This window comes from Caulobacter sp. FW305-C-30-S16 (assembly GCF_058783025.1).
This window is the reverse complement of sequence record NZ_JBYSYH010000001.1, coordinates 1-13,537: the sequence shown is the minus strand read 5'-3', so window position 1 is coordinate 13,537 and position 13,537 is coordinate 1. Positions and strand designations below refer to the sequence as shown.

The following is a 13,537-nucleotide window of genomic DNA, read 5'->3' as shown; positions in this document are numbered from 1 at the left end:
AGCAAATTCAATCCAGAAGCGCAATTCGCGCCGCCGCCAGCCGCTCCACCCCCCCGTCCAGCGTCTCGTCGCGCTTGGCGAAGCACAGGCGGATGATGTGGGTCGGGGCGGCCTGTTCGTAGAAGGCCGATACGGGGATCGCGGCGACCCCGTGGTCCTTCACCGCCCGCAGGCAGAAGGCGTGATCGGCCTCCGCCACCCCGGACGCTGCCAAGTCGACGTTGAGGAAATAGGTCCCTGCCGCCGGGAGCACCTTGAAGCCCTCCCGGGCCAGACCCGCCGTCAGCCGGTCCCGTGACGCCTGCAGCACGCCGGGCATCGCGGCAAACCAGTCAGCGCAGTTGTCCAGCCCCCAGGCCACGGCGGCCTGCAACGGCGGCGGGGTGGTGAAGGTCAGGAACTGGTGCGCCCCGGCCAGCCCCCTGGTCAGGGCCGGCGCCGCGCAGAGGAAGCCGACCTTCCAGCCGGTCAGGGCGAACATCTTGCCCGCCGAGCCGATCTTCACGGTCCGCTCGCGCATCCCGGGGAAGCTCATCAGGGAGCGGAACGCCCGTCCGTCGAAGGTGATCTGCTCCCAGACCTCGTCGCTGACCGCGATCGCGTCGTGGGCCACGCAGTACTGCGCCAGCAGGGCCAGTTCGTCGTCCGGGAAGATCACCGCCGCCGGATTCACCGGATTGTTCAGCACGACCATTCGCGTCTTCGGCGTGAAGACCGCGTCGAGCATCTCGCGCGTGATGCGCCAGTGCGGCGGCTCCAGCCGGGCCAGCACCGGGACGCCGCCGGCGCGACGGATCATGGGCGTGTAGGCGTCGTACAGCGGCTGGAACAGCACCACCTCGTCGCCCGGCGAGACCAGGCTGAGGAAAGCCGCCGCGAGGGCCTCGGTCGCGCCGGAGGTCACGGTGACCTCTGTCTGCCAGTCCAGGTCCAGGCCCTGGAACCGCGCATAGTGGTCGGCCGCCGCCCTGCGCAGTTCGGGCAGGCCGCGCATCGGCGGGTACTGGTTGTAGCCGTTCGCCACCTCTTCGGCCGCACGTCGCCGCACGGCTTCAGGCCCCGGCTCGTCGGGGAAGCCCTGGCCGAGATTGATCGCGCCGGTCTCCCGGGCGAGCCCGCTCATCACCTCGAAGATGGTCGTCGGCAGATCGGCGTAGACGGGATGAACCATTTTCTCTCCGCTCATCCCGGCGAAGGCCGGGACCCAGGTGTTTTACCTCGCAACGCCGCTCTGTCAGAAAAAAGCCTGGGTCCCGGCCTTCGCCGGGATGAGCGGATTCCCTATGCTGAGCGAATGCGCATCGTCGATTTTGATACCCGCCACGCCCTGGCCTGGAAGTCGCTCAACGAGGCCTGGATCTCGCGGCACTTCACCATCGAGCCGGCGGACGCCGAGGTGCTGGGCGATCCCGTGGGCAAGGTCATCGCGCCCGGCGGTCACATCTTCATCGCCGAGGACGACGACGGAGCGGCGATCGGCTGCGTCGGGCTCAAGGCCATGGCGGACGGCGGCTTCGAGGTCATCAAGATGACCGTCAGCGAGGCCGCGCGCGGCACGGGTCTCGGCCGCGATCTGATGCAGGCCTGTATCGAACGGGCCGCCGCCGTCGGCGCGCCCCGGCTCTACCTCGAGACCAACAGCGCGCTGGCGCCGGCGCTGGGCCTCTACCGCGCGATGGGCTTCGTCGACCTGCCCAGGCAGGACACGCCCTATGCGCGATGCGACGTCTGGATGGCCCTGACGCTCTAGCCGGCCATGCTTTGAAGCATCTCGCCCATCTTCCCGTGGACCATGTTGATCGCCTTCAGCGGGCGGACCATGACCTTGAAGTGGTCGATCTTGCCGGCGTCGTTCCAGTGGATGATGTCGACGCCGTTGACCTTGATGCCGTCGATCACGGTGACGAACTCGAGCACCGCGCCGTTGTCCGAGTACCACTCGTTCTCGTAGTGGAAGCTGTCGTTGTTGAGCACCGCCGCCGCGCCCAGCAGGTACTTCATGGTGATCGACCGGCCGGCCTGCGGCGTGTGGACCACGGGTGATTCAAAGACCACGTCTTCGGTCAGCAGGTCCTTCAGCGTCGCCGCGTCCAGCGTGTCCATGTAGGCGTGCCATTGCTTGATCGGGGCGGGCGTCATGGGGAACCTCCGTTTCGGGTGCGGTCGTTCTACCACACAGCGTCGCGAAGGCGCGAAACCGGGCTTGCCTCGCCGCCGATTCTTCGCTTTTAAGCGCCGGTGAAAAATCGCTGAAAGACGTTATGAGCCTGCTGAAGCAACCGACCTTCGCCGAGCGCCAACAGGCCGCGGCGGACGCCAAGAAGGCCATGCTGGCCAAGTTCAAGCCCAAGCCCGCCGTCGTTGATCCCAACTTCGTTCACCGCGAAGAGCGGCTGGCCGCCGAGCGCGAGGCGGCCCGCGCCGCGCGCGAACTGGCCAAGGAAGAGGCGCGCAAGGCGGCTGAAGCGAAGGCCGAGGCCAGGCGCCTGGCCGAAGCCGCCGCCGCCGAGGAGCGCCGGCTGGCCCTGCTCAACGACGCCGACGCGCAGCTGGCGCTCAAGCGTGACGAGCGCAAGGCCCGCAAGGCCGAAGCCAAGGCCGAGGCCCGCGCCAAGCGCGAAGCCAAGCGGATGGGCCGCTGACCGCCGCCGCCGACGCCATCCGGGCGCGGCGCAAACTGACCAACAGGCTGATCGCCGGCCACGACGCGGCGCGGCTCAGGCCGTTCCTGCATCCGTCGATCACCCTGATCGCCGGAGACGGCTCTGTGCTGTCGGGAGCGCCCGCGGTGCTGGAGGCGTTCGCGGCGCAGTTCGCCGATCCGGACTTCGTGACCTATGAGCGGACCACAGCCTCGGTCGAGCTGGACCAGGACGAGGCCCGGGCCGCCGAGGCCGGGCGCTGGGTCGCCACCTGGCGCGGGGCGCCGGCCCTGACCGGGACCTACCTCGCCGTCTGGCGCAAGGTCACCGGCCAGTGGGTCATCGAGTCGGAGCTGTATGTGACGCTCCAGCCCTGACCTAGGGCTTCCAGTCGTTGCCCTTGTTCTTGGGCTTGAACGGCTTCTTGGGGCCCTTGAACGACTTTTCTATGCCGGCCTTGAAGGGCTTGGCCTTGCCGCCCTTGAAGTCGCCGCCGGGCTTGAAGGCGCCGCGGGACGCCGGGGCGCCGTCGGCCGACTTGAAGCCGTCGGTGCGCGGGCCGCCCTCGAAGGGGCGCTTCTTCTTGAACCGCGGCTTGTCGGTCACCGCGCCGGCCGGAGTGTAGGGGACCGACTCGCGCGGACCCTTGCTGTCGCTGGCGCGCGGCTTCTTGTAGGCGGGGCGGTCGGAGGTCGCCTCGGGCCGGTAGGGCGCGGGGGCGGCGTCGCGCGGACGGTCATACTCGCGCTTGGGCCTGGCGGACGGCGCCGGGCGGTCCTCGCGGGCGACACGCGGCTTCACATAGGGCGAGGACTCACGGACGGGGGCGTCGGCGCGGGGCGCACGATCGGCGTAGGCCGGCTTGTCAGGGCGCGGCGCGCGTTCGGCATAGGCGGGCTTGTCCGGCCGCGGCGCACGCTCGGCGAACGCCGGCTTTTCGGGACGGTCCTTCCACTCCGGACGCGCGGGACGCTCGGCCCGCTCCGGACGATCGCCGCGCGGGGCGGAGTCGCGTTTCTTCGGACCGAAATCCTTCGAGGTCGGCATGGTCGAGGGCGTGACCTTGATGTCCTCGGCCGCCGTCGCCTTGATCGCCTCGGCGAAGCGCGGGCTCATCTCCTCGGAGATCTGGAACTTGGTTTCGTTGTCGAAGATGCGGATCTGGCCGATGTCCTTCTTGGTCACGTGACCGAGACGGCAGATCAGCGGCAGGATCCACTTGGGGTCGGCGTTCTTGCTGCGGCCGATCGACAGGCGGAACCAGGACGCGTCGGCGAACTCGCCGTGGTCGCGGGCGCCACGCTCGCCGCCGTCGTCGAACTCGCGGGGGGCGCGCTCGGGACGGCCGGCGTTGCGGTCGCCGGCGTCGTACAGATCTTCCGGCTCCGGCAGACGGGCGCGGTACATCCGCACCAGGGCGGTGGCGATCTCCTCGGCCGACTTCCCTTCCATCAGGGTGCGGGCGAGGGTCAGGTCCTCCTCCGACGGCGCCTCGGTCAGGGTCGGGTCGTTCAGCATCCGGACGGTGTCGCCGGCGCGGATCTCCTCGGCGCTGGGCGGACCGCTCCAGACGGCCTCGACGCCGGCGTTGCCGATCAGCATCTCCGCCTTGCGGCGACGGGTGTAGGGCACCAGCAGGACGGAGACGCCCTTCTTGCCGGCCCGGCCCGTACGGCCCGAGCGGTGCAGCAGGGCGGCCTTGTTCACCGGCAGGTCGGCGTGGATCACCAGGCCGAGGTCCGGCAGGTCGAGGCCGCGCGCGGCCACGTCGGTGGCGACGCAGACGCGGGCGCGGCGGTCGCGCAGGGACTGCAGGGCGTCGTTACGCTCCCGCTGACCCATCTCGCCCGACAGGCCGACGACCTCGAAGCCGCGCTCGCGCAGGCTGGAGTGCAGGTGACGCACCGCGTCGCGCGTGGCGCAGAACACCAGCGCCCCGCCGGCGTCGAAGTGGCGCAGAACGTTGACCACCGCATGCTCGATCTCGTTCGGCGCGATGCGGATGGCGCGATACTCGATGTCGCCGTGCGGCGCGTTGCGGGTGGTGGTGTCGATGCGCACCGCGTCGCGCTGGAAGGTCTTGGCCAAGGTCGCGATGTCCTTGGCGATGGTCGCCGAGAACAACAGGGTCCGGCGCTCGGCCGGCGTGGCCTCGAGGATGAACTCCAGGTCCTCGCGGAAGCCCAGGTCGAGCATCTCGTCGGCCTCGTCGAGCACGGCGACTTTCAGGGCCGACAGGTCGAGGTGGCCGCGCTCAAGGTGGTCGCGCAGGCGGCCGGGCGTGCCGACCACGATGTGGCAGCCGCGGTTCAGCGTGCGCTGCTCGCTGCGCGCGTCCATGCCGCCGACGCAGGACACCACCACCGCGCCGGTGCGGGCGTAGAGCCAGGTCAGCTCGCGGCTGACCTGCAGGGCCAGTTCGCGGGTCGGGGCGATGATCAGGGCCACCGGCGCGCCGTACTCGCCGAAGCGGTCGGCCTCGCCCAGCAGCGTCGGCGCCATGGCCATGCCGAAGGCGACGGTCTTGCCCGAGCCGGTCTGGGCCGACACCAGCAGGTCGCGCCCTTCGGCGTCGGCCTCCAGCACGGCCAGCTGGACGGGGGTCGGTTCCAGGTAGCCCTGGTCGACAAGGGCGCGGTCAATCGCCGCGTTCACGGAGGGGAAGGGCATTCGGGTCGTTCCTGACGGGGCGAAAACGCAGTGGGCGCCCGGTCGGCTCGCGTTGGCGAGGGCGTGTATCAGCGTTTCGGAAGATGTGAGGCGCGGCTCATACAGCCAAACCTGTGGAAAAGCCACCCCGGCGGGGGAATGCGGGCGTCCCACCTGTATCGCGGAGGCCACCACGTTTTTCGCCGTGGCGCCCGATGCGGGGGTTATCGCCGCCCGCAGCTCGGCCGCAGCCGCCGCCCGGCGGGGCGGGGGCCGGAGGCGATCCCTTGCGGAGCAGGGCTTGCGGGGCGCGGCGAGCGGTCTCATCCGTGTAGTTAACCCCGCCCGGGACACCGGGGATCAAATCGCGCGGCGGCGGCCGCAGATGTCTCGCGAGGGGCCGGAATGTCCCGGTTTGTCCCCGGAGTATGGGTATCGGGAGTCTAACGCTGAGAGCCCTTCCCCCTCGATGGGAAAAGGGTTGGGATGGGGGTGACGCTCTGTGCCGGAAGAGGCGCGGTCCAGGATGGCGGCCGCCACGAGGTCCGGAGGCAAATCGGCGCCGCCGGAGCACCCCCATCCCCGGCCCTTCCCCCATCGAGGGGGAAGGGAGAGGCCCTTCGATCTCATGCAGGCCAGCCTGCCGGACGAGCCGGGTTGGTCAAGGACGGGCCTCCGGCCCGCCGCCGCGCGGCCGCGCGAAGCGCGGTCCTTGAGCAACCCGGATCGCCCGGCGATCGTCTCGGCAAGAGATGAAGGGGGTGGCTTTTCACTTGGCGGCCGAGGGGCGATGGTCTGCACGTCGCTGCTCTTGCAACGAACTATGCGACAGGCGAACGGGCAGACCTTCTGGCAACAGGGAGCAAACAAAAGCTATGGCGAACCCTTATCTTGTCGATGGCGGTGAACCGACCCTGCACCCGTCCGTATTCTGCTTTCTTGATGCTCTCGGTTATTCTGAATTCTCGCGTGCAGTGCCGGATGCCGCTCTGGTCGCTCAGTTTCGGGATTATCACGCGGCCCTAACGCGGGGATCGCGAATCCTCAATGCACCCGATCGACAAGAATGGGTGAGACCTATGCGTGGCGTGAACGATGCGGCAGTGTCCGCCTTCACCGACAACATCTGTATAGGATTTCCGATCTATCTGCGCGAAGACGGCGAGATCGAGCTCGGCGAGATGTTGCGGAGGATCGGCGCCTACCAATTGGAAATGGCGATCAGTGGTTACTTCGTTCGTGGAGCTATCGCTATTGGCGACGTCTACATGGACGACCTAGCGGTCTTCGGCATCCCATTAATAGAAGCCCATGAGTGTGAAAGCCAACGAGCCGTGGATCCTCGAATTATAGTGGCTCCCAGCTGCCGACGGCTCGCGATCGAGCATCTTGGGTACTACGGTAACAACGAATACGCTCCTCTTAACTCCGACCTCAAATGCGGCTCTGATGGAGAGTGGTTCGTAGATTATCTTGAGGGCCTCATCCTTGAGCCCGAGTACGGCGTAGTCGGCGCGGCGGAGCTCACAAGGCATAAGGTCGCCATCGAGTCTAAACTAGAACAGTTCGCCGAAAGTCCTCGCATTCGCAGCAAATACGAGTGGGTAGCTGGCTACCACAACTGGTTCAGTAACAAGTATGCGGCTCTCTATGGCCAAACGCCGATCATTGCTGGCGTTGAGCCGCTAGTGGGGATTACTAGCATCGTCGAAGGCCTCCCTCGGGCCGGATGACTGCGGTGTATCTGACGAGAAGGTTCGTCAGACATTCCGAATATTGCCATTGGCGGCACCTCGTCGGTGCTGACGGGCCTCTTCCCTCCCGGCTCGCCCGGCGATCGTCTCGGCAAGAGATGAAAGGGGTGGCGGGGGCAGTCCCACAGCACAACGCGGCTCTAGCCTGCGAAGGCGAGCGTCCAGGCGCTAATTGCGCATGACGCGAGTTGGTGCTGTTTGTATTTGCCCTTCCGCCACCTATTTCTTCTTCTTGGGAGGCGCTGGCACATGCGGTGTGGTCGGCGGAGTATATGCCGTTAATACGGCCTCTATTCGGGACAGGAGTTGGGCGAATCCTGCCCAATCAATGCTGCCTGCATTTGGGGTGATAACCTTTTTTGCAAATGGGGCTTTCCCGATATGTTTGGTGCCGTCGAAGCCTTTTTTCTCGGTATGAAAGGTCTTCCCGTCGAGTTTCAAGGCCTTCGTCTTCGCGTCGAATAGATCCTCGATGCATGATAATCCGTTTGTTCCGAGTTCCGACGTCTTTACGACGTAGAGGTTGTCGGTGAGGTGGTAGAACGGGTCCTTTGTTGTGGTGGAGATGGTTACGCCGTACTTGCCAAGCACTGCCTTTGCAAAATCACCTGTCAGTCCGGAATCGTTGTCGATCACCAAGATCACGGGGAAGGCTTTCGGCTGGTGACCATACCGACTTAGTCGCCCCCGATATGATGACACAAAGGCGGTCAGGTGACCGATGCCACCTGTCATCTTGAGAATTTTGTGAGCGGTATTCTCATAACTGAAGAAGCTAACGGCATATCCGAACCCCTCTGGTTTTTTGCTGCCCAGTGCAGGGTGGAAGGCGGCCAGCCGTTGAATGGCGTTCCGGAGGTAGATCGAGTCCGTTGGGCCTTCCGTGACGATGATCGGACGGTCAGGAGCGACGAAATAGTCATAGAACCAAAAATCCTCGTGCAACTTGTGTCCGAACACTAAGTCTTTGCGGCTCAAGTTGGGGCGTTGTTTGCTCTCCTTTTTGACGTGGTAGATGTGGCTCATGATGCCGCGCAGAGGGGCTAGCGTCGTGGTGATCTCTGGCCCCTTCAGTTTGGCGGCCTCGGTCGTCATGGGGCGGTAGTAGGCCCCCTTCATGAAGGCGGCTTGGCACATTGAGCGCGCGCCACGCCAGTAGTCCTGGGAGATATTGACCTTCTCGTTCACCGTCAGGCCCGTTACCACTTGCCGGCTAGCGCGAAGTTGCATCCGGGTCTTTGTCGGATTGATCTCGAACCCTGCGCGCTCGATCTCACGAATTAGCGGCTGCGCCAGTTCCCAAGGTTCCGAAGGCGCGGCGCCGCCGGTCGCTAAGGCCTCGGGAAAATCACGTTTGTTTGTCGAGAATGTCAGGTCATCGGCATAGCGAGAGTAGGTGACTTGGTGACGCTTGGCGAAGCCAGCTAGGCGCGCGTCGAGAATATGGGCCACCATATCCGCAATGATGGGCGAGCAGGGACTTCCTTGAGGAAGCTTGCCATCAGCACAAGCAATTTGCGCGAAGACAGTCGCCACCGCCTCTTGGAGTTGGAAGTCTCTATCCTTCAGGAAAAATCCGCGAACCCGCCCGAAGTTGAACGTCGGAAAAAAGTCCGCGAGGTCGAGATTTAGAACATAGCGCCTATTTTTGTGTCGCGAGGCGTTCGTGATGATTGAATACGATTTTCGAAAGCCGTGCGACAGTGTGCGACGTGGAGTGCGCTCAAGAATTTCAGCTTGGCATTCGTATAGAATGTCTGAGAGTTGACGTTGGTACTCTCTAATTTTTCCCATGGGAGCTAGGATCGTACGAACTCCGCCGTCTTTCTTTGGAATATCAAACTGGTGATATTTCGCGGCCGTCGGCAGCTTGTAGAGCGTGTAAGCAAGCGTGCTTGGCGGGGTCTTGAGTATGGCGGCGGCGTCATGGAATGTTACAGCCAACTGCAGATTCATAAGTGTAGACAATGGCGTCCTCGAGAGTGCGGCCTACAGGCACTCCTATGCATAATCAGCGTCCATTCGCATGGTGCCCATAGCGTCATGAGGCTGGTGCCCTGACGTTGTTTCATATGCCGCGATAGCGCGACAACAAGTCTGCCTGTAGGCCGATCGCATTGCTAACAGACGCCCCATGCGTGTGTCCATTGGAGGTTTCGCGTCAGTGGCGTCGGCCTTGTGAGGCTCGCCTCGGCGCGCCGCCGCAAGACGGACTTTCTCGAAGTCGGCTAGGAGCCAAACGCCCGCCCCTAACGCAAAAAAGGCGGGCCGCCTTTCAGCGTCCCGCCGTCAATCGCCGGCCCCTTGGCCACTGCACCATCAGGGACAGACACCGCAGGCGCCTGCCCCGCTGAGCGCTACTCGTCCTTCACGCGCCGCTTCCGGAAGCTCGGGTTCAGGACCTTCTTCCGCAGACGGATGTTCTTCGGGGTGACTTCGACCAGCTCGTCTTCCTGGATGTAGGCGATGGCCTGTTCCAGGGTCGGACGACGGGGAGGCGTCAGTCGAATGGCTTCGTCCTTGCCGCTGGCGCGGACGTTGGTCAGCTGCTTGGCCTTCATCGGGTTGACGTCGAGGTCGTCCGTGCGGGCGTTCTCGCCGATGATCATGCCTTCATAGGTCTTCTCGCCGCCGCCGACGAACATCGTGCCGCGATCCTCGAGGTTCCACAGGGCGTAGGCCGCCGTTTCGCCGTCGGAGTTGGAGATCAGCACGCCCTTGCGCTGCTGGTCGATCGGACCCTTGTAGGGCTCGTAGTGGCTGAACACGCGGTTCAGCACGCCCGAGCCGCGGGTGTCGGTCAGGAACTCGCCCTGGTAGCCGATCAGCGAGCGCGAGGGGGCCAGCAGCTGGATGCGGGTCTTGCCGCCGCCAGAGGGGCCCATGTCCTTCAGCTCGGCCTTCCGGGCGCTGAGCTTCTCGATGACGATGCCGCTGAACTCGTCATCGACGTCGATCTGGATGTCTTCCATCGGCTCGAGGCGCTCGCCGGTCTCCGGGTCGGTCTGGAAGACCACGCGCGGACGGCTGATGGAGACCTCGAAGCCTTCGCGGCGCATGCTTTCGATCAGCACGCCCAGCTGCAGTTCGCCGCGGCCGGCGACTTCATAGGCGTCGCGCTCGGCGGTCTCGCTGACCTTGATGGCGACGTTGCTCTCGGCTTCCTTCAGCAGGCGGTCGCGGATCACGCGGCTCTGCACCTTGTCGCCTTCACGGCCGGCGAGGGGGCTGTCGTTGACCGAGACGGTCATGGAGATGGTCGGCGGATCGATCGGCTGGGCGGGCAGGGCCTCGGTCAGCTCCATCGCGCAGAGGGTGTCGGCCACGGTGGCCTTGCTCAGGCCGGCGATGGCGATGATGTCGCCCGCTTCGGCCGGCTCGTCGATCGGCTGGCGCTTCAGGCCGCGGAAGGCCAGCACCTTGGTGATGCGGCCGCGCTCGATTTCCTTGCCGTCGCGCGACAGGGCCTTGATCGACATGCCGGGGACGGCCTTGCCGGCCTCGATGCGGCCGGTCAGCAGGCGGCCCAGGAAGGGGTCGCTTTCGATCAGCACCGCGAGCATCTGGAACGGCTCTTCCTTGCGGACCTCGGCCTTGGGGCTCGGGACGTGCTTGACGATCAGGTCGAACAGCGGGCCCAGGTTGTCGTTGGGCTTGTCCATGTCCATCGTCGCCCAGCCCTGCTTGCCGCTGGCGTAGATGTGCGGGAAGTCGAGCTGCTCGTCCGTGGCGCCCATGATGGCGAACAGGTCGAAGGCGTCGTTCAGGACGCGGTCGGGATCGGCGTGCGGCCGGTCGACCTTGTTGAGGCAGACGATCGGTTTGAGGCCCATCTTCAGCGCCTTGCCGAGCACGAACTTGGTCTGGGGCATGACGCCCTCTTCGGCGTCCACCAGCAGGACGCAGCCGTCCACCATGCCGAGGATCCGCTCCACCTCGCCGCCGAAGTCGGCGTGGCCCGGGGTGTCGATGATGTTGATGCGGGTGTCGCCCGCCTCGCCGTGCCAGAGCACGCTGGTGCACTTGGCCAGGATGGTGATCCCGCGTTCGCGCTCCTGGTCGTTGGAGTCCATGGCGCGCTCGGTCTGCGCCTCGTTGGCTCGGAAGACGCCGGACTGGGCGAGCAGCTGGTCGACCAGGGTGGTCTTGCCATGGTCGACGTGGGCGATGATGGCGATATTTCGCAGGGACATGAGACGACTTTTTTGCGGAACGGACGGGCGGGAGCGAGAGGCGCGCGCTTGTACGCGAGCCTGCCGGGTTTAGCCACCCCGGGGGAGTGACGCGGAACGGGGCGCCGTCAAACGGCTGTTTCTATTCACCAAACAATGAATTGAGGCGCCGGGCGCTTGGATATTGTGCATCGCACAATGACGCCTGAATGACAAGAATGCCCCAAGGGAACAAGGATTTCTGAAAGCCTGCCGCAAAGAAACTCGGGTTCGGCGCACGTTTTGTCCTTGTCTTTTGTGCGCCGCACACTAATTTGGAGGTGTGAGGCGGCTCCGGCCCCTCTGCCCTTCCTGGGCGTTTCCTCCCTAATGAACTGCGGCGACTTCGGTCGCCGCTTTTTTTTGGCCTGCGCCCTGGAAGGCTCAGGCCGGGCGCAGCTTCGGCCAGCTGTCCGCCAGCACGGCTGTCAGCCGTCCCACATCGGCCGTCAGCTTCGCCAGGCCCGCAGTCGGCTCCAGGGTCTTCTCGTCCAGATACAGCGCGCGACTGATCTCGATCTGCAGGGCGTGGGTGCGGCTGGCTGGCCGGCCGTAGTGTTCGGTGGTGTAGCCGCCGGCGTAGGGGGCGTTGCGGGCGACGCGATAGCCCATGGCCTCGAGCTCCCGCTCTACCAGGTCGGTCAGCTTGCGGGTGCAGGCGGCCCCGAACCGGTCGCCCAGCACGATGTCGCAACCCTTGCCGTGGCGCGGCGTGACGGCTGTGCGGGCGGCCGCCTCGGGCATCGAATGCCAGTCGATCAGCACCGCCATGCCGTGCGCGCCCCGGGCCCGCGCGAGCAGGCGGTCGAGCGCGTCGTGATAGGGCAGGTGGGTGGACTCCACCCGCGCCTTCGCCTCGGCGAAGGTCAGCTTGCGGGCGTAGATCTCGCGACCCTCGGCGGCCAGGCGGGCGATCGCGCCGAGCCCGGCGGCGACCCGCGCCGTGCGCCCTTGGGCGAAGTCGGGCAGGGCGTCGCTGAACATCGCCGGGTCCAGTTCCCAGGGCTCGCGGTTCAGATCCATCCAGGCCCGGCCGAAGCGGGCGGTGATCACCGCGGCGCCGGCGGTCGCGGCCGGGGCGATCAACTCATCGACGAAGGCGTCTTCAGACCGGCGCAACGCCTCGGCGTCGACCGCGGCGGCCTCCAGCATGACAGCCGGATAGTGTCGGCCGGAGTGGGGCGAGGCGAACACCAGCGGCGTCGGCGGCGGATCGGCGGCCACGACCTGAAAGGCGGGCCTGTTCCCGGTCTCGTCGTCCGCCGCTGAAAAGACCGCCCGCGCATCCATCGTCTGCATGATCGGGGGACGCCCGCGCCGGGTCAAAGGCTTTCACCCGGGCGGACGGAGGATCACTTCCCGCCTCGCGCGAGGTTCATCGCCCCTTTACGCCTCACAGGTTACTGTCGCTTACTGTTTCCGCCGTCCAGAGGGGCCGTTTTCCGACCATGCCGCGCATTCTCCTGGCCGAAGACGACGATTCCCTGCGCAACTTCCTGACGCGGGCGCTCGAGCGCGCCGGTTACGACGTGACGGCCTGCGCCGATGGCGAGGAGGCCGCGGCCGTTCTCGACCAGGACTGGGACCTGCTGCTGACCGACATCGTCATGCCCGGCATGGACGGCATCGAGGTCGCCCGTCACGCCGCCGCCCGGCACCCCGGCCTGCGCATCATGTTCATCACCGGTTTCGCCGCCGTGGCCCTGACCGCCGGCGAGCGCGCCCCGGCCGGCGCCAAGGTGCTCAGCAAGCCCGTCCACCTGCGCGACATCGTCACCGAGGTCGAACGGATGATGGCGGCGGCCTAAGGCTTTTCACGAACGCGCGCTGACGGTTGCGCGCCGCGAAAAGCATCGCTATATCCCCGGCCTCCCCGGTAAGGACGCGTAGCTCAGCGGGAGAGCACCTCGTTGACATCGAGGGGGTCACTGGTTCAATCCCAGTCGTGTCCACCATTTTTCCGCAACCCCTTACGGGACAAGGAAAACGCCGGGTCAGAGGCCGATCTTGTGACACAACGGTGTGTCACACGCCCGCCTCCAGAGCGTCCCCAAACCGTTATCCCATAGGGCTTCCCGACGATCCCGGCTGTAGCACAGCCGTGCGTCACAACGGTCCCGAACCGTCTCAACGGCTCCTCCAACCGTCGAGGCGGTCCCGGCCACCTTCTTCCCGACCATCAGGACCACGATCCCGGCGGCAACCCTGTGGCCTGATCGTCCGGGGAAGGGTGTTCTATCTTCGGCTCAGGGTGCCGGGGGCGTTAGTCGAGAAGGTCGGG

General features: G+C 65.8%; 11 protein-coding genes and 1 tRNA gene. 6 read left to right on the top strand and 6 right to left on the bottom strand.

What is annotated here, in order from left to right:
* Positions 1 to 7 precede the first annotated feature (7 nt).
* Complete coding sequence (locus AC3WJT_RS00060; protein ID WP_492341016.1) at positions 8 to 1,171, bottom strand: aminotransferase; 1,164 nt, start codon at positions 1,169 to 1,171, stop codon at positions 8 to 10.
* Positions 1,172 to 1,294: 123 nt separating this feature from the next.
* Here AC3WJT_RS00060 and AC3WJT_RS00055 point away from each other — a divergent pair, with 123 nt between their 5' ends.
* Positions 1,295 to 1,750: a GNAT family N-acetyltransferase gene (locus AC3WJT_RS00055; protein WP_492341015.1), complete on the top strand. Its 456-nt coding sequence runs from the start codon at positions 1,295 to 1,297 to the stop codon at positions 1,748 to 1,750.
* On the opposite strand, the gene AC3WJT_RS00050 is transcribed toward AC3WJT_RS00055, so the two are convergent.
* Positions 1,747 to 2,139, bottom strand: coding sequence for a nuclear transport factor 2-like protein (locus AC3WJT_RS00050; RefSeq protein WP_492341014.1), 393 nt, complete (start codon positions 2,137 to 2,139; stop codon positions 1,747 to 1,749). The two genes, AC3WJT_RS00055 and AC3WJT_RS00050, sit on opposite strands and share 4 nt — an antisense overlap.
* A gap of 122 nt (positions 2,140 to 2,261) precedes the next feature.
* On the opposite strand from AC3WJT_RS00050, the gene AC3WJT_RS00045 reads away from it, so the two are divergent.
* Together AC3WJT_RS00045 and AC3WJT_RS00040 are read left to right on the top strand one after the other, a co-directional pair.
* The gene (locus tag AC3WJT_RS00045; protein ID WP_492341013.1) at positions 2,262 to 2,642 is read left to right on the top strand and encodes a DUF6481 family protein; all 381 of its coding nucleotides are present in this window, start codon (positions 2,262 to 2,264) and stop codon (positions 2,640 to 2,642) included.
* Complete coding sequence (locus tag AC3WJT_RS00040) at positions 2,639 to 3,019, top strand: nuclear transport factor 2 family protein (RefSeq protein WP_492342344.1); 381 nt, start codon at positions 2,639 to 2,641, stop codon at positions 3,017 to 3,019. The genes AC3WJT_RS00045 and AC3WJT_RS00040 overlap by 4 nt, the downstream gene beginning before the upstream one ends.
* 1 nt (position 3,020) lies before the next feature.
* Here the strand turns inward: AC3WJT_RS00040 and AC3WJT_RS00035 are convergent, their stop codons facing one another.
* On the bottom strand, positions 3,021 to 5,312 hold the full coding sequence (locus tag AC3WJT_RS00035; protein ID WP_492341012.1) for a DEAD/DEAH box helicase: 2,292 nt from the start codon (positions 5,310 to 5,312) through the stop codon (positions 3,021 to 3,023).
* 854 nt (positions 5,313 to 6,166) lie between these two features.
* Between AC3WJT_RS00035 and AC3WJT_RS00030 the strand changes: the two genes are divergently transcribed.
* Entirely contained in the window at positions 6,167 to 7,024 is an 858-nt protein-coding gene (locus AC3WJT_RS00030; RefSeq protein ID WP_492341011.1) for a hypothetical protein, read from the top strand.
* Between the two features lie 240 nt (positions 7,025 to 7,264).
* Here the strand turns inward: AC3WJT_RS00030 and AC3WJT_RS00025 are convergent, their stop codons facing one another.
* The 3 genes from AC3WJT_RS00025 to AC3WJT_RS00015 form a co-directional block, all read right to left on the bottom strand.
* Positions 7,265 to 9,001 (bottom strand): retron Ec67 family RNA-directed DNA polymerase/endonuclease, encoded by a 1,737-nt coding sequence (locus tag AC3WJT_RS00025; RefSeq protein WP_492341010.1) that lies wholly within the window; start codon positions 8,999 to 9,001, stop codon positions 7,265 to 7,267.
* A 401-nt stretch (positions 9,002 to 9,402) separates the two neighbouring features.
* On the bottom strand, positions 9,403 to 11,238 hold the full coding sequence (gene typA / locus AC3WJT_RS00020; protein ID WP_492341009.1) for a translational GTPase TypA: 1,836 nt from the start codon (positions 11,236 to 11,238) through the stop codon (positions 9,403 to 9,405).
* Between the two features lie 402 nt (positions 11,239 to 11,640).
* Positions 11,641 to 12,555 carry an N-formylglutamate amidohydrolase gene (locus AC3WJT_RS00015; RefSeq protein ID WP_492341008.1) on the bottom strand — a complete coding sequence of 305 codons (915 nt, stop codon included), beginning with the start codon at positions 12,553 to 12,555 and terminating at the stop codon, positions 11,641 to 11,643.
* A 149-nt stretch (positions 12,556 to 12,704) separates the two neighbouring features.
* On the opposite strand from AC3WJT_RS00015, the gene cpdR reads away from it, so the two are divergent.
* Both cpdR and AC3WJT_RS00005 read left to right on the top strand, forming a co-directional pair.
* The gene (gene cpdR / locus AC3WJT_RS00010; protein WP_492341007.1) at positions 12,705 to 13,064 is read left to right on the top strand and encodes a cell cycle two-component system response regulator CpdR; all 360 of its coding nucleotides are present in this window, start codon (positions 12,705 to 12,707) and stop codon (positions 13,062 to 13,064) included.
* Positions 13,065 to 13,136: 72 nt separating this feature from the next.
* Positions 13,137 to 13,211: transfer RNA gene (locus AC3WJT_RS00005), tRNA-Val, on the top strand.
* Positions 13,212 to 13,537 lie beyond the last annotated feature (326 nt).